The organism is Intestinibacter sp., assembly GCF_034113885.1.
Classification (GTDB): Bacteria; Bacillota; Clostridia; order Peptostreptococcales; family Peptostreptococcaceae; genus Intestinibacter.
In genome coordinates, this window is the sequence record NZ_JAXEWM010000162.1 from 18,714 (window position 1) to 40,655 (window position 21,942).

Annotated in this window: 24 protein-coding genes and 1 other annotated feature; of the genes, 4 read left to right on the top strand and 20 right to left on the bottom strand. The window is 29.5% G+C overall.

The window, feature by feature from the left end:
• Window positions 1–23: 23 nt before the first annotated feature.
• The 6 genes from SPD90_RS09950 to SPD90_RS09975 form a co-directional block, all read right to left on the bottom strand.
• Complete coding sequence (locus SPD90_RS09950; protein ID WP_320925122.1) at window positions 24–1,010, bottom strand: type II CAAX endopeptidase family protein; 987 nt, start codon at window positions 1,008–1,010, stop codon at window positions 24–26.
• Between the two features lie 106 nt (window positions 1,011–1,116).
• Window positions 1,117–1,638, bottom strand: coding sequence for a superoxide dismutase family protein (locus SPD90_RS09955; protein WP_320925123.1), 522 nt, complete (start codon window positions 1,636–1,638; stop codon window positions 1,117–1,119).
• A gap of 91 nt (window positions 1,639–1,729) precedes the next feature.
• The gene (locus SPD90_RS09960) at window positions 1,730–2,641 is read right to left on the bottom strand and encodes a ketopantoate reductase family protein (protein ID WP_320925124.1); all 912 of its coding nucleotides are present in this window, start codon (window positions 2,639–2,641) and stop codon (window positions 1,730–1,732) included.
• Between the two features lie 35 nt (window positions 2,642–2,676).
• Window positions 2,677–3,402: a YfjL-like protein gene (locus tag SPD90_RS09965; protein ID WP_320925125.1), complete on the bottom strand. Its 726-nt coding sequence runs from the start codon at window positions 3,400–3,402 to the stop codon at window positions 2,677–2,679.
• A gap of 28 nt (window positions 3,403–3,430) precedes the next feature.
• Entirely contained in the window at window positions 3,431–3,964 is a 534-nt protein-coding gene (locus SPD90_RS09970; RefSeq protein ID WP_320625424.1) for a zf-HC2 domain-containing protein, read from the bottom strand.
• A 30-nt stretch (window positions 3,965–3,994) separates the two neighbouring features.
• Complete coding sequence (locus tag SPD90_RS09975) at window positions 3,995–4,462, bottom strand: RNA polymerase sigma factor (protein ID WP_320925126.1); 468 nt, start codon at window positions 4,460–4,462, stop codon at window positions 3,995–3,997.
• Between the two features lie 197 nt (window positions 4,463–4,659).
• On the opposite strand from SPD90_RS09975, the gene SPD90_RS09980 reads away from it, so the two are divergent.
• The 3 genes from SPD90_RS09980 to SPD90_RS09990 all read left to right on the top strand — a co-directional run bounded on the left by SPD90_RS09980 (window position 4,660) and on the right by SPD90_RS09990 (window position 7,221).
• Window positions 4,660–5,247 (top strand): sigma-70 family RNA polymerase sigma factor, encoded by a 588-nt coding sequence (locus tag SPD90_RS09980; RefSeq protein WP_320624902.1) that lies wholly within the window; start codon window positions 4,660–4,662, stop codon window positions 5,245–5,247.
• Window positions 5,219–6,250 carry a DUF4179 domain-containing protein gene (locus SPD90_RS09985; RefSeq protein ID WP_320925127.1) on the top strand — a complete coding sequence of 344 codons (1,032 nt, stop codon included), beginning with the start codon at window positions 5,219–5,221 and terminating at the stop codon, window positions 6,248–6,250. The genes SPD90_RS09980 and SPD90_RS09985 overlap by 29 nt, the downstream gene beginning before the upstream one ends.
• Window positions 6,251–6,330: 80 nt before the next feature.
• Window positions 6,331–7,221: an SPL family radical SAM protein gene (locus tag SPD90_RS09990; RefSeq protein ID WP_320925128.1), complete on the top strand. Its 891-nt coding sequence runs from the start codon at window positions 6,331–6,333 to the stop codon at window positions 7,219–7,221.
• A gap of 44 nt (window positions 7,222–7,265) precedes the next feature.
• Here the strand turns inward: SPD90_RS09990 and SPD90_RS09995 are convergent, their stop codons facing one another.
• The 14 genes from SPD90_RS09995 to nadD all read right to left on the bottom strand — a co-directional run bounded on the left by SPD90_RS09995 (window position 7,266) and on the right by nadD (window position 21,152).
• Complete coding sequence (locus tag SPD90_RS09995; RefSeq protein ID WP_320627233.1) at window positions 7,266–7,685, bottom strand: YjdF family protein; 420 nt, start codon at window positions 7,683–7,685, stop codon at window positions 7,266–7,268.
• A 173-nt stretch (window positions 7,686–7,858) separates the two neighbouring features.
• Window positions 7,859–8,119 carry a DUF4132 domain-containing protein gene (locus SPD90_RS10000; RefSeq protein WP_320925129.1) on the bottom strand — a complete coding sequence of 87 codons (261 nt, stop codon included), beginning with the start codon at window positions 8,117–8,119 and terminating at the stop codon, window positions 7,859–7,861.
• A complete protein-coding gene (locus tag SPD90_RS10005; protein ID WP_320925130.1) occupies window positions 8,119–8,637 on the bottom strand; it encodes a DUF5724 domain-containing protein in 519 nt (172 codons plus the stop codon). Before SPD90_RS10005 ends, SPD90_RS10000 begins: the two co-directional genes overlap by 1 nt.
• A 180-nt stretch (window positions 8,638–8,817) precedes the next feature.
• Entirely contained in the window at window positions 8,818–9,915 is a 1,098-nt protein-coding gene (locus tag SPD90_RS10010; protein ID WP_320925131.1) for a lysylphosphatidylglycerol synthase transmembrane domain-containing protein, read from the bottom strand.
• A gap of 320 nt (window positions 9,916–10,235) precedes the next feature.
• The gene (locus SPD90_RS10015) at window positions 10,236–12,095 is read right to left on the bottom strand and encodes an ATP-dependent nuclease (protein WP_320925132.1); all 1,860 of its coding nucleotides are present in this window, start codon (window positions 12,093–12,095) and stop codon (window positions 10,236–10,238) included.
• A 124-nt stretch (window positions 12,096–12,219) separates the two neighbouring features.
• Window positions 12,220–13,461: a uracil-xanthine permease family protein gene (locus SPD90_RS10020; protein WP_320925133.1), complete on the bottom strand. Its 1,242-nt coding sequence runs from the start codon at window positions 13,459–13,461 to the stop codon at window positions 12,220–12,222.
• Between the two features lie 33 nt (window positions 13,462–13,494).
• Window positions 13,495–14,028, bottom strand: coding sequence for a bifunctional pyr operon transcriptional regulator/uracil phosphoribosyltransferase PyrR (gene pyrR / locus SPD90_RS10025; RefSeq protein WP_320627238.1), 534 nt, complete (start codon window positions 14,026–14,028; stop codon window positions 13,495–13,497).
• A 213-nt stretch (window positions 14,029–14,241) separates the two neighbouring features.
• Window positions 14,242–15,171, bottom strand: a complete 930-nt coding sequence (locus tag SPD90_RS10030) for an RluA family pseudouridine synthase (protein WP_320925134.1) — start codon at window positions 15,169–15,171, stop codon at window positions 14,242–14,244.
• A 36-nt stretch (window positions 15,172–15,207) separates the two neighbouring features.
• The gene (gene lspA, locus SPD90_RS10035; RefSeq protein WP_320627240.1) at window positions 15,208–15,657 is read right to left on the bottom strand and encodes a signal peptidase II; all 450 of its coding nucleotides are present in this window, start codon (window positions 15,655–15,657) and stop codon (window positions 15,208–15,210) included.
• A gap of 88 nt (window positions 15,658–15,745) precedes the next feature.
• Window positions 15,746–16,492, bottom strand: coding sequence for a polysaccharide deacetylase family protein (locus SPD90_RS10040; RefSeq protein WP_320925135.1), 747 nt, complete (start codon window positions 16,490–16,492; stop codon window positions 15,746–15,748).
• A gap of 181 nt (window positions 16,493–16,673) precedes the next feature.
• Entirely contained in the window at window positions 16,674–19,094 is a 2,421-nt protein-coding gene (leuS, locus tag SPD90_RS10045; RefSeq protein ID WP_320627242.1) for a leucine--tRNA ligase, read from the bottom strand.
• 136 nt (window positions 19,095–19,230) lie between these two features.
• Window positions 19,231–19,422: a binding site (T-box leader), on the bottom strand.
• A gap of 45 nt (window positions 19,423–19,467) precedes the next feature.
• Complete coding sequence (gene rsfS / locus SPD90_RS10050; RefSeq protein WP_320627243.1) at window positions 19,468–19,818, bottom strand: ribosome silencing factor; 351 nt, start codon at window positions 19,816–19,818, stop codon at window positions 19,468–19,470.
• A 73-nt stretch (window positions 19,819–19,891) separates the two neighbouring features.
• Window positions 19,892–20,470: a bis(5'-nucleosyl)-tetraphosphatase (symmetrical) YqeK gene (gene yqeK / locus SPD90_RS10055; RefSeq protein WP_331680561.1), complete on the bottom strand. Its 579-nt coding sequence runs from the start codon at window positions 20,468–20,470 to the stop codon at window positions 19,892–19,894.
• A complete protein-coding gene (gene nadD / locus SPD90_RS10060; protein ID WP_320627245.1) occupies window positions 20,463–21,152 on the bottom strand; it encodes a nicotinate-nucleotide adenylyltransferase in 690 nt (229 codons plus the stop codon). Before nadD ends, yqeK begins: the two co-directional genes overlap by 8 nt.
• Window positions 21,153–21,289: 137 nt before the next feature.
• Here nadD and recX point away from each other — a divergent pair, with 137 nt between their 5' ends.
• Window positions 21,290–21,931, top strand: coding sequence for a recombination regulator RecX (gene recX / locus SPD90_RS10065; protein ID WP_320925136.1), 642 nt, complete (start codon window positions 21,290–21,292; stop codon window positions 21,929–21,931).
• Window positions 21,932–21,942 lie beyond the last annotated feature (11 nt).

Sequence of the window (21,942 nt, forward strand, 5' to 3'; positions counted from 1 at the left end):
TTTTTGATTTTAAACTCTATAGGTTATTCTATAAATTCATTATTTTCGTCTTCTTTTTGCTTGTTTTTAAAGCATAAATCTCCAAGATATATAAATGAAAATCCTATACCAACTGCAACTATTATTGAAATTATAGAAGGCATTACATATGTCGCCTGAGTATCAATTGGAATATGAAGGTAATACTCATTTAAATACATCACACATACAGAAAATCCATTGTTCAAAAAGTGCATAAATACACTTACCCAGATTGATTCTGTCTTTAATGCACAATAAGCGAACAGTATCCCAAGCATCGCAGTAGGAACTATTCTAATAAAATTCAAATGCATTATTCCAAATAAAACTCCTACTAATACAATTGCCCAAATTTTAGACTTTTTACTTTCTCCTCTAAATGAACCTAGTAAAAATCCTCTAAATAGCATCTCCTCGCAAAAAGCTGGAATTAACGCCACTACGATTAAGCTTGCAAGTAGAGAATCCATCATTACACTGCTATTTACTGCATCTAATATCTTAGATTGCTCTGGGAACAATGCCAGTAAAATTTGAGTAGTTATATTTATTATCATATAACCACCGAACCAAGCTATAAGTCCACCTAAAATATATTTAGGTCTAGGCATTTTCAAGCTAAATGTATATTTTATATCTGCCTTTATATAAATAGCATACAATAGTGGTATCAAAAGAATTATAACCTCAGTAGCTATAAGTCCTGCTGTCCCCCAAAATAGCTGTAAAAAGCTTCCTACAAATAAAAGACTTATCAAAGATATTGTATAAATCAGAGCTCCATCAGTTATACTTGGCTTTATATTTTCTTTAAAATCTTCGCGCTTTCCTAAAAAAGAAAACACCCTATCGTTAAATAATTTTTCTTCGCAATTAAATTTTTTGGCAAAAATAACGATCGATAATATCACAAATACAAATATACCGATCATTATTAAAAAAAGTACTGCTAATTTCAATATTGCATAATGTAAAGTACTAATAATCATCACTTCCTCTCTTTTTAATAATTATATACTATTTTTTATCGAAATTATTAATTCCAGAAAAAAATGACTAAATTGAAATAATATCAATTTAGCCATAATGCTGTTTTTAATAGTTATAAGGAATTATTTTTCCACAAGCTATTTTATATCCAGAATTACCTGAAGGCTGAGTTGAAAAATCGTCGTATTTATCGTGAAGTACGATAGATTTATTTATTATATCAGCCACAGTGAAATAACTAGTGTAAAATGATAGTATTCCAACGCCATCGCTAGCTAATATAGGCGGTAAATCTCCTGCATGAAACGGATGCTGGCTATCTGATGGGTTGTAGTGTTCCCCAGTATTAGGGAAAGGATTAGTCGCTACACCGACACTACAATCTCCATTTTCGTGGATATGAAATCCATGGAATCTAGTAACTTCACCATTTATATTTGTTTCTGGTATCCCAGTTATATAGGCTCTTATATAAACTCCCCCATTTAATTGGTAGAAAAATACATTTCCTTCTACGCAAGGAGCCAATTGTCCTCCCCTCATCCTAGCAAATGCAGTTGGTCTTTGCGGATTGTAGTTTGCAAAAATTTCATTCATATTGTATTTTGGGCAAGAATTATTATCCATTTTATCTCTCCTTCAAATCTTTTATATTTATTATATGTAGGATAGCTAAAATGTTGATTTTAATAACTGACCCGTTTTTGAACCTTTTATTTTAATAATTTTTTTCCTTAGCCTTTATAAAACTGTATAAAACCTCATTGACAGGTACTTTTATGTCATTTTCCTCAGCTATTTTTATAAGAGTTCCCGCAAAATAGTCTACCTCTGTTTTTCTCTTATTTTCTATATCCTGTAGCATTGAAGTTTTTCCATCTCCATCTAGTATATTTATGACGTCTTGCACACTCGCCCAGTTTTCATCGCCTAAATTTACTCCAATAGCTTTTGAGACTGCCATTACTTCTTTCATGGCTTTGTTTGCAAGTGCTAAAAGCTCTGGCGTTTGTCTTAATACTCCATATGTAGCTCCTGCAATTGCTGAAACTTGATTTAAACCTATATTTAACATCCACTTAGTCCAAACAGTCTTTATCATGTCCTCAAATACTTGGTTGTTTATTTTAGCGTCGTTTAGTAGATTCTTTACTGCCAATACACCTTCGCTCATTTTTCTGTTGTTTGCATCCCCAAATTGGATTATTGCATCGCTAGTTTCGGTTACTCTATTTCCTACTTTTACAGCATCTATTTTTATAGCAAGTCCGTATAGTACTTGGTTATTTTTAAAGCTTTCTTGTAGTACATCCCTAGCTACGATTCCATTTAATAAAGTCAGTATTATTGTATTTTTGCCGACTAAATTTCTCATATCTTCTATTGCATCTTGAAGCTGATAATTTTTTACACTTACTATTATCAAGTCTGGTTTAAAATCGTCGTCTGATGATACTACTCTAGGATTAAATTTTTCCCCATTTAAATATAATCCTTCTTTTTCTAGTTTTTCTCTTCTCTTTCCATTAGCTATAAAAGCAAAATCATCTTTTAAAAGTTTATTCAAAGAATACGCATATACGCATCCAATTGCACCTGCTCCTATAAGCGCTACTTTTTTAATTTCCATAACTTAGCACCTCTTTGATATTTATAATTTTAAGTTTATTCTTTACTATAGTCTACATTTTTTATTATTTTTTGTAAATCGCCCTCTGATTTTATTTGACTTAAATCGTCTATATCGACCTCATATGCATTATTTCCGTCTTCTTTAAAAGAAGATATGTTTACACTTTCAAAGTCGTAATTTATATCCTGTAGTATTTTTACGATTTTATATGCATCCTTTAAAAATTCTTTTTCATTTTTATACGGGAATTTATCTTTATCGTAGCTTTTATTTTCTTTTTGCTCAAAATCGTATGCCTCGTGTAAATCTATCTTTAATTTTATAGGCTCTTCACCACTATAAAAATCGTAAATTCTGTACTTATACTGTTCTATATTTATCTCAGAATCTATAGACATATATTCTCTAAATATATCGCTTTCCTTTTCAATATTGTAGGCTACATAGTTATTTGTTTCATCTATCATATTTCTAATTGTGTCATCATAGTATCCGTCTGATATGCCATTACCATAATATCCAAAATACGATGTATCTTGAGTATCTACATCCTTTACTTCTGCATAAAAATTTCCTATTTTAAAACTATATGATATCGATTTTATTTCTACCTTGCCTTTATAATGCTCCTCTATATAATGTTCAAATGCATTTTTAGATTGTAAATACTGTATAGGATTTCCCCAAAATCCACTGTAAATATAGACAGCTATACCCACAGCTACGATACCTAAAACTACTTTTGTATATCTTTTCATTTATTTCACCTCGCTGTAATTTAAATATTTATTTATTTTTTAATTGTTTTATTGCTGATGCTAAAAATAGTCCAGCAGAAGAACAAATTAAAAAATAAACACCAGTCCAAACTCCTAAAAATCCATTTTCCATAACGATTGTAAATAATATATTAGCCACAATCACAGTAGCCAGTATAAATATCTTCTCATCGTACAAAAGCCCTAGCACAAAAGGAATTATTATAATCCAAGGTATAGTAGATAAAAATCCGCCGCCTAATAAACTAATTCCAACAGATACTGATACTGAAAATATTATAAAAATATATTTTATTTTATTCAGATATTTGCCGATTGAATTTAATGTATCTGTTTTTAACTTTTCTGATTCTTCTTCATTTAAGTTTATATTTTTTCCAATATCTGAATTTATATCTTTTTTCATTTCCTCGCACATACTTCTACAAGCTTTACATTCAGCTAGATGCTCTTCTATATCCTTTTTCGTGTCATCACTGACTAAATCATCTATATAAAGTGGCATTAAATCCTCAACTACATTACATTTTAATTCACTCATTTTCTCACCTACTCTTCAAATTTTTAATAGTTACTCTTCAAACTGCATGACTATTTTCTTTTTTTCCCTAAAAAAATTCACCCTACAGTAACTCTCACTCTTGCCTATTATTTCACCTATTTCCTTAAATGTAAGATCATTTATAAGTCTGAGTATCATTATTTGTCTCTGAGGCTCCTTGAGTTCATTTATCAATTTTAAAACCTCGTTGTACTCATCTAAAGACTCATTATAATTACTGTATTTATCTAAATCACTATCATATAAATTTTCAGTAAAAGGATGCTTTTTCAAATATGTATAGTATTGATTTTTCGCTATAGCAAGTAACCATGTTTTTTCACTACATTTTCCTTTGAAGTCTTTTATACTCTTTATGCATTCTAGAAATGTCGACTGCATAATGTCCTTAGATACTTCTTCATCAAAGCTCAGCGAGTAAATAAATCTATACACATCATTTGAATACAAGTCGTAAAGCTTTTCAATATTTTCCACATAAACCTCCTTTCCCCCTAGCTAGAAATTTATTTATTTTATATAGTAGTATCATAAAATAGTTGTTTCGTTACAATAATTTTAAATTTTTTTTCAAATTTTTGAGTGAAAAATAGTTTTTCTTCGTATTGATATATGAAGAAGTTAAAATATATTGTGCAATAATATTTTTTAGGAATTTAAATGGGGGAATATATATGGATAAATTTAAGGAGAAACGAGTTATCGGTCTTTTGAAAAAATCTCCTGGAGAAGGCATAAGTATGGCTATAGATATTTACGGACCTGCAGTAAAGACTATCTGTACAAATATACTTAGCAATCTAGAAAAAGAGGATATCGAGGAGGCTATTTCAGATACTTTTTTCAAGCTTTGGAAAAACATAGACAATTTTCAACTAAATAAAAATAAATCTCTAAAAAGCTACATCTACGCAATAGCTAGAAATGTATGCTTTGATAAGCTTAGAAGCTTAAATTTAAATTCGTCTCTATTTGATATCGATGAGAACAATCTAGGAATATCCGTAAATATGGAGGATGAATACGCCAAAATTCACAATGAAAAAATTATAAAAGAAACACTAGATAAATTTGAAGAGCCTGATAGATCTATCTTTATACTTAGATTTTTTTACTTCGAAAAGGTCAAAAACATCGCCTTGAAGTTAAATCTAGACGAAAAAAGGGTCGAAAATATCTTGTATAGAAGTAAAAGCAAATTAAAAGAAAAACTTATAAAGGGAGGAATTATTTATGAAGAATATTCACCAAATGTTAAATAATATAGACGAAGATAGATATCTAGACAGCGAAAAGCCTCTTTTAGAGGATGAAAAGGAACGTATTTTAAGTGCCACTATGGATAAAATAAATAACTCAATGAAATCAGAAGATACTCATTACAAGGTAAAAAAATTCTCTCGTAAAAAAATAGTAGCTATAATTTTAACTGCAACACTTATGCTCTCTACATTGTCATTTGCTGCAGATTATTTTTCATTTGATGTTAGACTTGCTAATTTATTGAGTATAGATGAAAACAGCCATGATCTTGTAAATAACTCTGGAATGAACATAAATAAATCTGTAAGTAGTAAAGGAATCAAAATTAAAGCGACTCAAGCAATAGGCGATAAAAATTGTGCCTATATATTGTTTGAAGTAACTTTAGACGACAAATTTAGTAAAGGAAATAAATATTTTTTTGAAAATGTAGATTATGAGGTTTACTCTAAAAAATTTGGATATACTGGATGTACAGGTACTTTTGAAAAGCTTGACTCAGATAATTTAGACGACAATACTACCCAGTTTTTATGCTGTATGGAATACGAAGATATAAATAATCGAGATTTAAAATTTGTATTTGAAGACTTCGGATACTATGAAGATGACAACTATGAAAATTTCGTAAAATTAATAGATGAGACATGGACTTTAAAATTTAAATTGGATTACAAAAATACTTCAAGAACATATGTTATAGATAAAAACTATAGAGTCAAAGATAGAAATATAAGAGTTAAAACTATAGAAATTTCTCCTCTTTCTGCTAGAATCAAGATAAACGGCAAATATCAAGAATTCGTAAGTAAAGTCACTATGAAAGATGGAACTGTTTATGAAGGCGATGAATTTTTTATAAACAACTCAGCATCTTATTCTACAATTGGAAGAGATTTATTTGGAAGATCTGAAAGCTATACAGGGTTTTCTAAGGTATTAAATGTAAATGATATTAAAAGCATAACTATAAACGACGAAGTAGAAGTCGAATTACCTTGATGTTTTTTAGTATATAATATAAGTATTAAAAATATACGAAAGGAAATGATAATTCATCAAAGTTATCACCAAATAAAACTATGGATTTTATTATTGCCAAGGAAATTTTATCTAAAATACAATTTGATAATTCACATTGGTTTGGAACTGACTACAATATGAATTTATATAGAGGCTGCTGTCACGGTTGTATCTACTGTGATAGCAGAAGTAATTGCTACAATATAGTAGAATTTGATAAAGTTAAAATAAAAAAAGACTGCTTGACTATTTTAGAAAATCAGTTAAAAACAAAAAGAAAAACAGGAGTAATTCAAATAGGCGCTATGTCAGATACATACAACCCATTTGAAAAAAAGTACGAAATAACTAGAAATGCATTAAAATTAATCGACAAATACGGATTTGGCGTGGCTATAGCGACTAAATCAGATTTAATATTAAGAGATATCGACATTCTGAAAAAAATAAACGAGCATTCTCCCGTCATAATCAAATTCACTATAACTACATTCAAAGACGAGCTCAGTAAAATAATCGAACCAAATGTATGTCCTTCATCCGATAGATTTAAGGCTATAAAGATGCTCAGAGACGCAGGAATATACACAGGAGTTTTAATGATGCCAATGCTTCCGTTTATAACTGATACTAACGAAAATATAAAAAACATCGTAAATCTTGCATCTAAAAATAACGCCAATTTCATATATCCTATGTTTGGCGTTACTCTTAGATCTAATCAGCGATTTTACTATTACGAAAAATTAAAGGAGAATTTTCCAAATCTTTTGTATAAATACGAAAATTTATACAAGGACAAATACGTTTGTAATAGTCCTAAATATAAATCACTACAGAGCTATTTCAAATATATGTGCTCTGAAGTAGGTATGACTTACCGCATGGAGGATATCATATTCCAATACAAATCTAGATTTGAAAACGAGCAGATATCATTTGATTTATAAGGTGAGCTTTAAAAATTCACCTTATAAATCGTATAATTTTGTTTCTAATGACCTCTATGCTTTTCCTTTTTCTTTTGCTGCTTTAGCTCAAAGCTTCGTTTAGCTTCTTCCTCTTTTCTGAGCTTCTTTGCAGCCTTTTTAGTGTCTTTCATTTGTTCCTGCTGCAATTTCAATGCCTGTTGAGACTTAGTACCTATACCAGTATTTTTTTGAGATTTGTGGATTTCCCTTTGCATACGTTTTGGGTTTATCTTATCCTTTTGAGGCTTTATGCCTGCAACAGGTGGACTAAATCTGAGTCTTCTCCAATTTTTGAGCATAAATTCATAAACCTCGCTGTCACTTGGCTCCTTGCCAAACGTTATCTTGCAAACCTCCAGCTTCTTTTTATAAACCCTCTCATAAAGTCCAATCCAAAATGGATCCTCGAACAAAATTGTCAGTTTCGCAGATACTTCATCCATAAACGTTCCTCCTTAAAAATTTATTATAAAGAATGGACAACCAAGGAGGCAGGTTACTTACGGAAAACCGCGTCTGGACTACCAACCAGAACTGTGTTTTTATCTTTACTTATTAAAATATTAATCTTTTGTATTTGTTATGTCAACATAGATTTATCCTTCTATATCTTGAATTAGATGACTTCACTTTTATATAAATCAAATATATTCGCAACCCTTATCTTATCTTCATTACATAAAGGATATATTCTTCCTTTAAAATCTACAATACCATTATCTATAAAAAATCCTAAAACATCGTGACTTTTTTCCTTTGTATTTTTAATTTTGATAAAAACTAAATTTTTTAAAATAGGACCTGCAACAGGATTATTGATCAAATCCTTTATTTCCTTAAAATAAAATTCCTCCTTTTCTTCTATAGCTTTTTCCATTATTTTTTTATTCTATTATATTGATCCTTTAATTTTTTTACTATCCTTATTAGTTCAATTATATAGTCTTCTTTTTTATATTTACCTGGAACTGAGTTTAGTTCCTTACCATCTTTACTACATGCTATAAAGGCTTTTCCGAATTCATCTATAACAATTTTAACCTTTATTTCATCTATAGTGTATTCTTCTAAATATATTTTTATATTTTCAATTAATTTATTTTCCATATTCAAGGCAAATCTTATAGGATCTTTATATCTACTATTAATAGCTAGACTTCTAAGAGCTATATCACAAGCAAATTCTTCACTTACTTTTCTTTTAACTTTAAATTGTTTGCTTTCTTTCAAAAATTTTTGTATAAATTCATATCTTTGAAGTAAATCCTTATCATCCTCTAATGGAATCAATGCATATAAAATCAAAAGATCTTTATTTCTTTTTTCGCTTATCTTTTTTCTAATTTCATTTTTGTCTAATGTTCTAATCTTTTCAAAATTTACTGAAAATAGCATTTCCCCAACCCCTTTCTAATATTTTATAATCTAATTATAGTACATACGTTCGATATTTTCAATATTTAAATCGAATATATGTTCGATTTTTTTATATAAATAAAAGCACCTTAGTTCGAACTTTTATCAAACTTAGATGCTTTTATTATAAATTCTCCGCTCTTTTCGCATTCAACCCTATTAAATTTGTTGAACAACTCTTTGTTTATAAACCTTATTTTCCTTTGCTGCCTTAATTCGCTCTGCTCTTTTCGCATTAGAATCTCCAACCCATTTAACTAATAAGAATAATCCGCACAAGAATACAAATAGGTAAAAGCTTATGCCTCTGCTAAGTAGCATAGCTTCATTCAAGACTGTCACAGGGAATAAAAGCTTATATAACATTAAAAATCCGCTTTCACTAGCTCCCACAGATCCTGGAAGTGGCAATGCTGAAACTGATATAAATAAAACAGCCTGTGCTCCCACAAATGTAAATATTGAATACTCACTAAATCCAAATGAACAATATATCCAATAAGGTATACTGTGAAGTGCAAATATTTGTACACACTTTGTTATAAATGTTTTAAAAATTATACCTTTATTTTTTACGATATACATAGAGCAATCTTTGTATTCATCTATTACAGATTCTACTTTTTCCTTTATCATATCAGCTTTTTTAAATCTGCAAAAATGTAAAAATTTCACTAATACATTTAATAAATTTCTAACTCCATCACTGTAAAATAAAACCGATACGATAAGCATTAGCATGAACAAATTGCATCCCACTCCAACGACAAACAATACCATAAGAGAATTAATATTTCCCAATAAAAGCGAACGTTGACTTATAAATCCAATTAATGCGTACATAATTGTAACTGTTTGGAAGAATATAAATTCAACAAACAAGACTAATGTAGAATGAGAAATTTTAACGTCATCCTTGTACATTTGATAAACTTGCATAGGTTGCCCGCCAGATGCAGATGGTGTAATTGAACTGAAGAAAAATCCATTTATTGAATAGTTTATGCATTTTAATAAATTAGTTTTATATCCAAATACAGATAGATTTCTTCTAAAATTTATCGCCTCACACAATAAGAAAATACACATGCTCACAGCTCCAATAAGTAGATAAAATACATTTACTTCTGAGATAGTACTTATTACTGTTCTTAAATCCATATCTTTAAATACGAAATAAAATGTAAATACTATTAATATAAAAAATAATCCGCCATTTTTTAATATCTTTAAAAATAAATTTTTGTAATCCTTCATAGCTCACACCCCCATCGATTCATTCGTTTCTTTCTGTTTAGTATTATATATATAAAATCATAAATTTTTCTTACTAAAAAGTTTAAGATTTTATGAAGATTTTTAATATTGTTCTATATATAATATATCACTTATACACACTATATAATCTTACAGTTAGCTTACAATTTTGTCACGCGATTTACATAAAATTAATACTAATCTTTTAAAATGAACTTTTTATTAATTATCACTGTACTAATACTATAATACAATGATACAAAAATCTTGTCAACAAAAATAGCTATCTCGAAAATTTCAAAATAGCTATTTCTATCAATTTATCCCATTACACCTAAATTTACAAATAATTTTCTAAAATTATCTACTGTTTTTTTGCTTAAAGTGACCTCTCTTGCAATGACCTTATCGTGAAATTCCTTAGCTGCCATAGTCTTATTTGCTTCGTATCTTATAGAAAATTTATTTTTGTCCTCCTCGCTTACAAGTGATTCTACAAATTCAGGATATTTAATTAGCTCCTTCTCATCAGGATTTTTCTTGCAATTTACGAAAAATACCTCTTTATTGAGTCTTAAGTTTAAACTCTCAATCAATTTATTACATTCAATAAATCCTGCCTTATCGTAATCGAGTATTACTTTGTAATTACATCCCCATCCAATCAATATAGATACAAGGGCATTTACATTTCCAGCTCCTACTGATGGGATTATATAAGGTCTAATTTCTTCATCTACATTTAGGTATTCAAGCATAGCTGTCAAATACATGTAATCCGTAATTCCCTCTGTGACTATATTTAATTTATCAAGTCGAGGTCCTAAGTTGTACTTTATATCTGCTCCTATTGCCTTTAAGAGAGGTGTTAAAGTTTCTCTCTTTGATGCTGAATTAAACTTATTGTCGTATGCGTTGTTAAATATATGTGTTACGCCGTTTTCGTCCTTTTCTACAGCCCTTACATTTATTATGTTTTCTGTATCTATCATGAAAGGCGAATGTGTCGTATAAAGCACCTGACTACCATTATTGCATAAGTTTTTAAGTAGCATAAGTAGCTCTCTTTGAGCATTTACATGTAAATATATCCCTGGCTCATCTAATAAGTAGACTATATTTTCGTCACCTAGATTTTTAGAAAGCAGATCTATAAATATATTTAAAAACCATTTTAATCCATTACTTCTTTCAGTTATATAAGTTGTATGCTCGTTAGTCTTTACAAGTATTTTTAAATATTCATCGTTGAAATTCACTTTTATTTTTACGTTTTTATCTTCCTCGTAAAAATAATTAAATTTCTTTTGGATGTTGTATTTTACCTTTTCCTTGATGCTGTTTCTGCATTTTGTCTTTTCATTTTCGTCAGTAGACTCTATTGCATTCACAAATTCTTCTAAAGGTGCCTTTGTAACTAGCATAAATTTGTATAAAAGACCTTTTCTAGTTTTTATAGCCTCTTTGATTTCCTCTAGATTGTAAATACTTTGGAGCTCTTCTTCCTGCTTTCTATAATAAAATACTGGTAGCAGCTTATATTTTTTCTTAATTTTACTCTTTATAGTCTCTATATGTCTTATCAAGGTGTAGCACTCTTCATTGTACTCTCCATCCACTATATACTTTTGTTGCGAAATCAAAACATCTAGTATTTCATTTAAATTCTTTTTGTATTTTATCCAAATCTTACTATTAATTTCCCCAAGTCTGCTTAATTTATAGCTTAAACTATCTATAAATTCTCTTGTAGTACCTTCTTTATGGATATTAAAATAGTTTATCAAATTCTCATTTAAATAGTTAATTGCATCGCTTAATTCCTTATCTCTATCGAATAATAGAGAAAAGCATCCTTTAAATTCAATATCATCACTTGAATAAAAATTAAATTGAGTCTTTGAATCGTACTGATCTATAGAAAGTCTTCTACATTCTTCTTCTGTAAATTTAAGGTCTACAGTTATAACTATATTTTTATTGGTATATCTATTTTTTTTACTAAAAAATTCTTCATTGATATAGTGAGTAAAAGAAATACTGCCTAAGGCTTCTAAAATATTACTTTTACCTGAATCATTTTTCCCTATCAAAGCTGTTATATTATCTTCTAGAAGCAAAATATTTCTCTCTTCTCCTAAAGATTTATAATTGTTGATTACTACATTTTTAATCTTCATTTAAATCTCTCCCAACAAATTTTTTCTCCTTAATTAAATTATAATATCTATATTATTAAAAATACGAAAAAAAATCACAAATTATATAATTTTTTATAATTTGTGATTTTACTTTTTATTATTTTTAATTATTTATAGTTTCTAGATTAAAATCCTCTTCATTTTTAAATTCATCTTTATTTAAAACTCTATTTAATATGACGCCCACTATCGCCGCTAAGCTAAGTCCTGTTAAGCTCGAAGTTTTAGATATTGGTATACCTATATTAATTCCAGCATAAGTGCTTAGATAAGAAGTTCCAAGACCTATTATAAGTACAGTCGCTATTATAGCTATATTTTTTGTGTTATCTTTATAACATTTACTGTCTCTTATACTCTTAATACCTACATATGTTATCATTGAGAATAAATATATACTTATACCTCCCATAACAGCCTGTGGTATACTTTGTAAAAATCCTCCGAACTTACCTATACAAGATAGCACTATTGCAAATACAGCTGTCAATTCTAACACTCTCGGATCGTAATTTTTAGTTATAGCTAAAAGCGCAGTATTTTCACCGTAAGTAGTATTAGCTGGACCTCCTACAAATCCTGCAAATATAGTTGCAAGACCGTCTCCTAATAGTGTTTTATTAAGACCTGGATCTTCTATAAAATTCTTACCTACAACTGTACCGTTAGTAGTTACATCACCTATATGCTCCATAAATGTGGCAAGAACTACTGGAGCTATTATAAATATCGCATCCATACTAAATTTAGGCAATCTAAAACTAGGAATTGCAAACCAACTAGCCCCGCTAGCTGCTGTTGTATCCACTAGGTTAAGCGCAAAGCTTACTGCTAGACCTATAAAAACTGCTATTATTACACCAAATTGCTTTATACTACCCTTTGCAAATTGATTTATACATATCGCTATCCCTAAAGTAAGTATTGCAACTGGTAGATATGTCGTAGCCATGTTAATTGCTGAAGGAATTAAATTTAAACCTATAACTGCTATCATCGCCCCTGTAACCTGTGGTGGGAAATATCTTTTTACCTTCTCCACCCCTATAAGCTTTATTACTAGAGACATCACTAAATATAAAAATCCTGCTACTATAATTCCTCCTTGAGCATAAGCCAAATCTCCATTAAAAGCCTCTGAAACCTGGTTTATTACTCCTATAAATGCAAAACTTGAGCCTAAAAATACTGGTACCTTCCAATCGGAACAAAAATGGAATATTAATGTTCCTACTCCTGCACAAAAGATTGCCACTGATGGATCAAATCCAGTCAATAAAGGAACTAATACAGTCGCTCCAAACATAGCAAGCAAATGTTGAAGTGATAAAGCCGCTTTTTTCATAAATGACCTCCTAATTTTATTTTTGTAGAAATTCTACTCTTTTATTTTCACAGAATCCTCTCCATCTACTTCTAAAAGCTCAACAGAGATTATCTCCTGCTTTGACGTTGGTACATTTTTTCCTACATAATCTGCCCTTATAGGAAGCTCTCTATGACCTCTATCGACTAATACAGCTAATTGTATCGCCTTTGGTCTTCCTATATCCATAAGTGCATTTAAAGCTGATCTAACTGTTCTGCCTGTATATAAAACATCATCTACTAAAACTACAGTCTTTTCATTTATATCAAATTTTATATTTGTTCCGTTTATAATTGGATCTGGTTGGAGTTTTTTTAGGTCATCTCTATATGAGGTAATGTCCATTTCCCCTGTGCTTACTTTTTTACCTTCTATTTGCTCAATTCTATTTGCTATTCTGTTTGCTATAGGTATTCCTCTAGTCTTTATTCCTATTAAAATGACATCCTCTATACCCTTGTTTTTTTCTATTATTTCATGACTTATTCTAGTAATAGCCCTAGCTATTGCTTTTTCGTCCATTAATTTTGCCTTTTCTATCATTTTGCCCTCCTACTAAAAAAACTTCCCATCACAAGACAGGAAGTTTATACTTTATATGCACAACAAAAAAGTATATCTATCCTTATGATATCTCTGTATCAATTAAAGGTATATCTATATTTTTTATGATTCTCTTCAATTTTCAATTATTTATTAAATATTATTTTTTTCTTTAAATACAATTATATATTTTTAGTATCTTTATTTCAACACTTATTTTAATTTGTCAAGTATTTCTAAAAAATATGAAGGTAATTCTGAGTTAAATTCTACATATTCTTTAGTTGTAGGGTGTATAAATCCTAGTTTTCTCGCATGTAATGTCTGTCCAGTGCATTTTATTTTAGAATTTTTAGGTCCATATACAGGATCCCCTAAAAGTGGATGACCAATGCTTGCTGCATGAACTCTTATTTGATGAGTTCTACCTGTCTCTAATGTCGCCTTCATATGAGTAAAATTATCATATCGCTTTATAACCTGAAAATGAGTTACAGCTCTCTTTCCATCCTTCACAATTGCCATTTTCAATCTGTCCTTTGGATTTCGTCCTATTGGCTTGTCTACTGTTATTTTGTCTTCTTTTACTACTCCATGACATACAAATTCGTATTCTCTAGTTATCGAGTGCTCTTTTAATTGCTCTGCCAAAAAGTTATGCGCATTGTTGTTTTTAGCTATCATTAAAATCCCAGAAGTATCCTTGTCTATTCTATGTACTATACCTGGTCTTATTACTCCGTTTATTGAAGATAGATTGTCCTTGCAATGGTATAAAATTGCATTTACCAATGTATTTTCATAATTTCCTGGAGCGGGATGTACTACCATATTTTGTGGTTTATTTACTATTAGTAAATCATCGTCCTCGTATACTATATCTATAGGTATATCTTGCGGCTTTATTTCTAGAAGCTTAGGAGCTGGTATCTCTATAACTATATGGTCATCTTCCTTTACTAGATATTTAGGCTTTTCTATTTTGCCGTTTACATTTACCTTTTTGTCCTTTATTATTTTTTGGATGTAGCTTCTAGACATGTCCCCTAGCTGTGATGATAGATATACATCTAGTCTATCTCCCTCTTCTTCTCCTAAAACTAAAAATTCTCTTATTTCATCTTGATTTATATTTTTATTCATATTTCTCGTTTCTCTTTCTCAATCCTATTTATATTTTTAATTTTTTTGCTTATTATCGCTAATTATAACATATATACACAATAAAAATGTACCTACTACGATAAAGCAGTCCGCCAAATTAAAAACGTAATTCCATATAAACACAAAATCAAAATAATCTACAACATAATCTAGTCTGATTCTGTCTATTAAATTACCCAATGCCCCTGCTATAATAAGTACAACTGAAAGCTTCCCTAATTTTGAAGATAGTTTATTTGAATGTAAAAAATAAAGCCCGATTATAGATGCTATCAAAGCTACTACGATAAACACCCATTGGTTATTTTGAAATAATCCAAATGCTGCTCCTCTATTTTCCACATAAGTTAGATTAAAAACGTCCTTTATTACGCTGATACTTCCTTTATACTGTAAATCGTTTAGAGCCCATGCTTTTATAATTTGATCGAGTGCGATCAAAAGTGCTATTGCTAATTCGTACATCTTTTCCTCCTAAAAAAGTATTTTTCTACATTATACCTAAAAAATACTTTTTATAAAAGAGATGCGGAAATTTAATCTCGTTTTACTTTTATTTTTTTAAATGCTCCATAAGTTCTGATATAGTTACAAATTTATACCCCTGTTCTTTTAGCTTTGGAATTACTATTTCTAGAGCTTGTATCGTCTGAGATTTATTATTTCTGACTGTATTGTAATCATGTAGTATTATGATATTTCCGTTTTCAACCTTGCTCTCTATTGTAGTTACCATGTTGTTTACTCCTGGATTAGACCAATCTCTTACATCTATATTAGACCATAGGACTATATTCATATTTTTTTCTTTTACTATTTTGCATAAATCTCTACTCAAAGCTCTATAAGGAGGTCTAAAAATTGTAGGATATTCTCCTGTGACATCTTTTATAGCTTCTTGAGTCTTTGTAATTTCTTCTTCTATTTCTTCGTATGTCTTTTTAGATGCGTTGATATGAGTAAATGTATGATTTCCTATTTCATGACCTTCTTCTTTTTCTCGTTTTACTATTTTTTTATTGTATGGAACTTTTTCGCCGATTAAAAAAAACGTAGCCTTTACATCGTATTTTTTTAAAATATCTAAAACCTGAGGAGTAAATACTTCATCAGGACCATCATCAAAAGTCAAGGCTATGACCTTTTCATTTTCATTTCCCTTTTTTATTATTATATCCTCGTAATCATTTTTATAACTATCACAGGAAATATCCTTTCCAGATTCATCATATGCAACACATACTCCACAAAATCCCACTATAAATGATAAAATGACCAAGGTGTAAAGGAGTTTTTTCATTTTAAAACCTCTTTTCTATCTATTATTTTGTCTATTAAAAATCAAGTTCCTCTATAGTTTGCCCATATTTTATTTTTCATCATACTTTTTTATATTTTTTATAAGAAAATCTTTATCCTAAAAAGCCAAAAAAAGGATGCTACGATATCGTAACATCCTCTGTATATGTTAATTTTTATAATTATTTTACAACTATATTAACTAATTTTTTAGGTACAGCGACAACTTTAACTATATTTTTGCCTTCTATAGAAGCTTTTACTTTTTCGTTTTCTAAAGCAGCTTTTTCCATATCTTCTTTAGACATATCTGCATCTATACTTAATTTAGCTCTTACTTTACCATTAACTTGAACTACTATTTCAACTTCGTCTTTAACTAGAGCTTTTTCGTCGAATTTTGGCCAACTTATATCGAATATGCTTCCTTCTTTACCTATCATTTCCCATAATTCTTCACCCATATGTGGTGTAAATGGAGCAAGTATAGTTATTATAGTTTCGATACCTTCTTTGATTATTCCATCATTTCTAGTATCTAATTCTTTGTATTTGTACATTTCGTTAATTAATTCCATTAATGCTGCTATAGCAGTATTAAATCCGAATTTTTCACTTAAATCGTCTGTAACTTTTTTAAGTGTAGAATGTATAGTATATCTCATAGCTTTATCTTCTTTAGTTGAAGCTTTTATTTCAGCGTTAGATTTTACTATATCTTTTAATTCGTCAACTAATCTGTAAACTCTGTTTAAGAATCTGAAGCATCCTTCAACACCTTGTTCAGACCAGTCTAAGTCTCTTTCTGGTGGAGCAGCAAATAATACGAATAATCTAGCAGTATCAGCACCGTATTCATCTATTATTTCAAGAGGTGAAACTGTGTTACCTTTAGATTTACTCATTTTGCTACCATCCATTAATACCATACCTTGAGTAAGTAGGTTTTTAAATGGTTCGTCGAAATCTACCATTCCAACTTTCTTTAATGCTTTTGTAAAGAATCTTGCGTAAAGTAAATGCATTATAGCATGTTCTACACCACCGATGTATTGATCTACTGGCATCCATTTATTTACTAATTCTGAATCGAACATTTTTTCTTCATTTTTGTTGTCTATATATCTTAAGAAGTACCAAGATGAGTCAACGAATGTATCCATTGTATCTACATCTCTAGTAGCTGGTTTACCACATTTTGGACAAACAGTATTTACGAAAGTTTTTGATGTAGTAAGTGGAGATTCACCTTTTCCAGTAAATTCAACATCTGTTGGAAGTAATATTGGTAAATCTTCTTTATTTACTGGAACTATACCACAGTCTTCACAATAAACTACTGGTATTGGAACTCCCCAATATCTTTGTCTTGATAATAGCCAGTCTCTAAGTCTGTAGTTAACAGTCTTTTTACCTCTTCCTTCTTTAGCTAATTTTTCAGTTATTTTATCTTGAGCTGTTTTGTAATCTAATCCGTTAAATTCTTCTGAATTTATTAATTTACCGTCTTCGTCTATAACTTGTATTATATCAAGATTGTATTTTTCAGCGAAATCTCTATCTCTATCATCGTGTGCTGGAACCGCCATTATCGCACCAGTACCATAATCCATTAATATATAGTTTGCTATCCAAAGAGGAACTCTCTTACCATTAACTGGGTTTATTACGTATTTACCTATGAACATACCTTCTTTTTCAGCATCTGCAGCAGTTCTTTCTATTTCAGTCTTAGTGTGCATTTTTTGAACAAATTCATTTACTTTTTCTTCGTATTCAGTACCAGCTACTAATTCCTTAACTAATGGACTTTCTGGAGCTAAACACATGAAAGTAACACCGTAAGTAGTGTCAGGTCTAGTAGTATAAACTACCATTTTTTCGTCTGTTCCTTCTATATCGAATACTAATTCAGCACCGTGAGATTTTCCTATCCAGTTTCTTTGCATTGTTTTAACTTTTTCAGGCCAACCATCTAAAGTATCTAAATCTTGTAATAATTCTTCTGCAAATTCAGTAGTTTTGAAGTACCATTGTTCTAATTCTTTTTTGATTACTACAGAGTCACATCTTTCACATTGTCCTCCTACAACTTGTTCATTTGCAAGAACAGTTTCGCAAGATGGACACCAGTTTACATAAGATTTTTTCTTATATGCAAGACCTGCTTCTAAGAATTTTAAGAATATTTCTTGTGTAAATTTGTAGTAATCAGGATTAGATGTAGCTAATTCTCTTTCCCAGTCATAACTTAATCCTAATAATTTTAATTGATTTTTCATATCATCTATGTTTTCATAAGTCCATTTTGCTGGGTGTATTCCATGTTTTATAGCTGCATTTTCAGCTGGAAGACCGAATGAATCCCATCCCATTGGATGTAGTACATTATATCCTTCCATTTTCTTGAATCTTGCTACTACGTCACCTATTGAATAGTTTCTAACGTGACCCATATGTATTTTTCCTGATGGGTATGGGAACATTTCTAATGTGTAATATAAAGGTTTTGAAGTATCTCTTGTATCAGTTTTATATTGGTTTGTTTCTTCCCATTTTTTTTGCCATTTAGCTTCTACATTTTTAAAATTGTAAACGCTCATTGTCTTACCTCCTAATTGTGTTAAATAAATTTCTTGTTTATTATCAAATTTATTTTATAAGAAAATTATACCTATCATAGTTAAAAAATTTATAATTGTATAAAATACAAAAATCCTCGTCCCTAAACATAATTTGTTTAGGGACGAGGATTTATATTCTTCTCGCGGTACCACCCTAATTAGCCTATCAAAGACTCACTTAGATGGTCTATAAGCCAACCACGGCCAAATAATTTGATACTAACAAGTTCAGCAATACCATTTAACTAATTCACACCTTCCATTAGCTCTCTGAATAAATTATATTACCTACTACTTTAGTTTATTTGATAAAATTTTCAAATTTTCACTATAATTCAATATATTATCATTTTTAGTTTAAAGTGTCAACATCTACATATGGAGCATCTTTCCATAATTTTTCAAGGTTGTAAAATCCTCTATTTTCTTCGTCAAATACATGTACTATTATATCTCCATAATCAAGTAATATCCAGCTTTGTGTTTCATATCCTTCTTTAGCTCTTGGCTCTATACCTTCTTCAGTTAATGCATCTTGTACACTATCAGCTATTGCCTTTACTTGTCTAGATGAAGAACCTGTAGCTATTACAAAGTAATCACAAAGACTAGAAACTTTTCCTATATTAATAATCGCTATATCTTGACCTAATTTATCATCAATTGCATCGTATGCAACTTTTACCATTTGTTCAACTGTCATTAATTTACCTCTCTTTCATATAAAATAACATATTTATTAATTATATCATAATATTCGACTTGAACCAATAAATTTAACGATTTTCTTGCATAAGATAATTTCTGGCACTTATACTTCTTAGATGAATTAATTGGTCATTATCTATAACAAATTTTATCGTGTTATTAAATGAATCAATTAGAGCCTTATTTAATTGTCCTCCAAAAGATAATTCTCTAAGATAATCTACTCCAGGAAAATCTCTACCTTCTTCAATCATATCGGCCATGAGTATTACCTTTTCTAATATCGACATATTTTCCCTTCCAGTAGTATGATATCTCACTGCATTTATTATATCCACATCCTTTATGTTAAATACATCTTGAATCACATAAGATCCAATAACGCTGTGAGATAAAGCTATATTATCTACCTCCATAGGATCTAATTCTATATCGTATTTTTTGACATATACTTCAATTTGGTCATTTGTAAAATATTTTGCACAGTCATGTACAAGACCTGCTAAATAAGCTTTATCCTTATCACATCCATATATCTCACTTAATTTTACTGCACAATTTGCTACATTTATAGAATGCTTCAATCTTTTAGGCTTTAACATATTTTTCAATTTATCTATTATTTTTTCTGTATTCAAATTATTCATCTCCAACTCCGTATAAATTTTTTTCCATTATATATCTCTCTACGCTTTCGGGAATTAAATATCTCACTGAGTTTCCTTTTTTTAGTTGATCTCTTATATATGTAGAAGAAATATCTAAAGATGGAACATATACACTTATTATATTGGCATTGTATTTTCTCTCAAGACTTTCAATCTTATCTTGAGCTGTAAGCAAACTTATCCCTGGTCTAGTAGCAGCTATAAAGGTAGCTAGCTTGAAGTTTTCTTCTACATCCTTCCATTCTTCTATATCGCAAATAGCATCTGCTCCTGTTATAAAGAAAAATTCAGCAGTTGGATAATTCTTTTTTAAGTATCTAAGTGTATCTACTGTATATGTCTTTCCTTTTTTTTCAATTTCAGTATTAAATGCTAAAAAATCCTTGTTTTGTGCAATAGCTAAAAGTACCATATTGTATCTATCGTACTTATTAGTAATATTCCATAACTTATGTGGAGGATCTCCTGCTGGTATAAGTATAATTTTATCTAATTTATATTTACATCTAATAAATTCCACTGTTGCTAAATGTGCGTAGTGTATAGGGTCAAATGTACCTCCTAAAACACCTACTCTCAATCCATCATAGTTTTTTTCAAAATCGGCTATCTTATCGTTGTTGCAAAACGTAGACTCGATAACTAAATCATAAATGCTCATCAAAATTCTCCTTTTTTATTACAAATATATACAGTATTATATCATTTTAATTATGTAAAGTAAAAAATGATTATTTTTTGTCAATAATTTTTTATATAGTATAATATAAATATTAACAAAAAGCGAGGAGAGTACACATGGCAATTATAACAAAAATAGAGGCTCAAAAGAAAAACGACGACAGGGTTAATATATATGTAGATGAAAAATTCTTTATGGCAATTTACAAGGAATTAGTCTTTTCCTTTAATTTAAAAAAAGGACAGGAAATAGATACAGATTATTTAAAAAACATCCTAGATGATGAAATGTACATCAAGGCTAAAAATAAAGCTTTAAACATACTGTCAAAAGCTAGTCAATCAGAAAAACAAATACGCCAAAAGCTTTCTAAAGATTTTGAAGAACATACTATAGATAGAGTTATCGAATTTTTACAAAAATATAAGTTTGTAGACGATGAGGATCTTGCCACTAGAATTATAAATACAAACGTAAATTTAAATAAATACGGCAAAAATAAAATCAAGCAAAATCTATACAACAAAGGAATAGACAAAATTATAATCGAACAAGCGATGGATGAAATAGACTCTGATAAAGAATTTGAAAATGCACTTTATCTAGGCAAAAAAAGATACGACAGGCTAAAAAACGAAGATCCTAGAAAAGCCTACCAAAAAATAGGTAATCATTTAGCTTACAAAGGGTTTAATTATGATATAATAAAAAAAGTATTAAATAGATTATTTAACGACATTGATGAATATTCTTGTTAATTGTAATTGGA

Coding starts and splice junctions, on each gene's coding strand:
- SPD90_RS09950 (WP_320925122.1), bottom strand. CDS start 1,010: ATGATTATTAGTACTTTACATTATGCAATATTGAAATTAGCAGTACTT.
- SPD90_RS09955 (WP_320925123.1), bottom strand. CDS start 1,638: ATGGATAATAATTCTTGCCCAAAATACAATATGAATGAAATTTTTGCA.
- SPD90_RS09960 (WP_320925124.1), bottom strand. CDS start 2,641: ATGGAAATTAAAAAAGTAGCGCTTATAGGAGCAGGTGCAATTGGATGC.
- SPD90_RS09965 (WP_320925125.1), bottom strand. CDS start 3,402: ATGAAAAGATATACAAAAGTAGTTTTAGGTATCGTAGCTGTGGGTATA.
- SPD90_RS09970 (WP_320625424.1), bottom strand. CDS start 3,964: ATGAGTGAATTAAAATGTAATGTAGTTGAGGATTTAATGCCACTTTAT.
- SPD90_RS09980 (WP_320624902.1), top strand. CDS start 4,660: ATGGATAAATTTAAGGAGAAACGAGTTATCGGTCTTTTGAAAAAATCT.
- SPD90_RS09985 (WP_320925127.1), top strand. CDS start 5,219: ATGAAGAATATTCACCAAATGTTAAATAATATAGACGAAGATAGATAT.
- SPD90_RS09990 (WP_320925128.1), top strand. CDS start 6,331: ATGGATTTTATTATTGCCAAGGAAATTTTATCTAAAATACAATTTGAT.
- SPD90_RS09995 (WP_320627233.1), bottom strand. CDS start 7,685: ATGGATGAAGTATCTGCGAAACTGACAATTTTGTTCGAGGATCCATTT.
- SPD90_RS10000 (WP_320925129.1), bottom strand. CDS start 8,119: ATGGAAAAAGCTATAGAAGAAAAGGAGGAATTTTATTTTAAGGAAATA.
- SPD90_RS10005 (WP_320925130.1), bottom strand. CDS start 8,637: ATGCTATTTTCAGTAAATTTTGAAAAGATTAGAACATTAGACAAAAAT.
- SPD90_RS10010 (WP_320925131.1), bottom strand. CDS start 9,915: ATGAAGGATTACAAAAATTTATTTTTAAAGATATTAAAAAATGGCGGA.
- SPD90_RS10015 (WP_320925132.1), bottom strand. CDS start 12,095: ATGAAGATTAAAAATGTAGTAATCAACAATTATAAATCTTTAGGAGAA.
- SPD90_RS10020 (WP_320925133.1), bottom strand. CDS start 13,461: ATGAAAAAAGCGGCTTTATCACTTCAACATTTGCTTGCTATGTTTGGA.
- pyrR (WP_320627238.1), bottom strand. CDS start 14,028: ATGATAGAAAAGGCAAAATTAATGGACGAAAAAGCAATAGCTAGGGCT.
- SPD90_RS10030 (WP_320925134.1), bottom strand. CDS start 15,171: ATGAATAAAAATATAAATCAAGATGAAATAAGAGAATTTTTAGTTTTA.
- lspA (WP_320627240.1), bottom strand. CDS start 15,657: ATGTACGAATTAGCAATAGCACTTTTGATCGCACTCGATCAAATTATA.
- SPD90_RS10040 (WP_320925135.1), bottom strand. CDS start 16,492: ATGAAAAAACTCCTTTACACCTTGGTCATTTTATCATTTATAGTGGGA.
- leuS (WP_320627242.1), bottom strand. CDS start 19,094: ATGAGCGTTTACAATTTTAAAAATGTAGAAGCTAAATGGCAAAAAAAA.
- rsfS (WP_320627243.1), bottom strand. CDS start 19,818: ATGACAGTTGAACAAATGGTAAAAGTTGCATACGATGCAATTGATGAT.
- yqeK (WP_331680561.1), bottom strand. CDS start 20,470: ATGAATAATTTGAATACAGAAAAAATAATAGATAAATTGAAAAATATG.
- nadD (WP_320627245.1), bottom strand. CDS start 21,152: ATGAGCATTTATGATTTAGTTATCGAGTCTACGTTTTGCAACAACGAT.
- recX (WP_320925136.1), top strand. CDS start 21,290: ATGGCAATTATAACAAAAATAGAGGCTCAAAAGAAAAACGACGACAGG.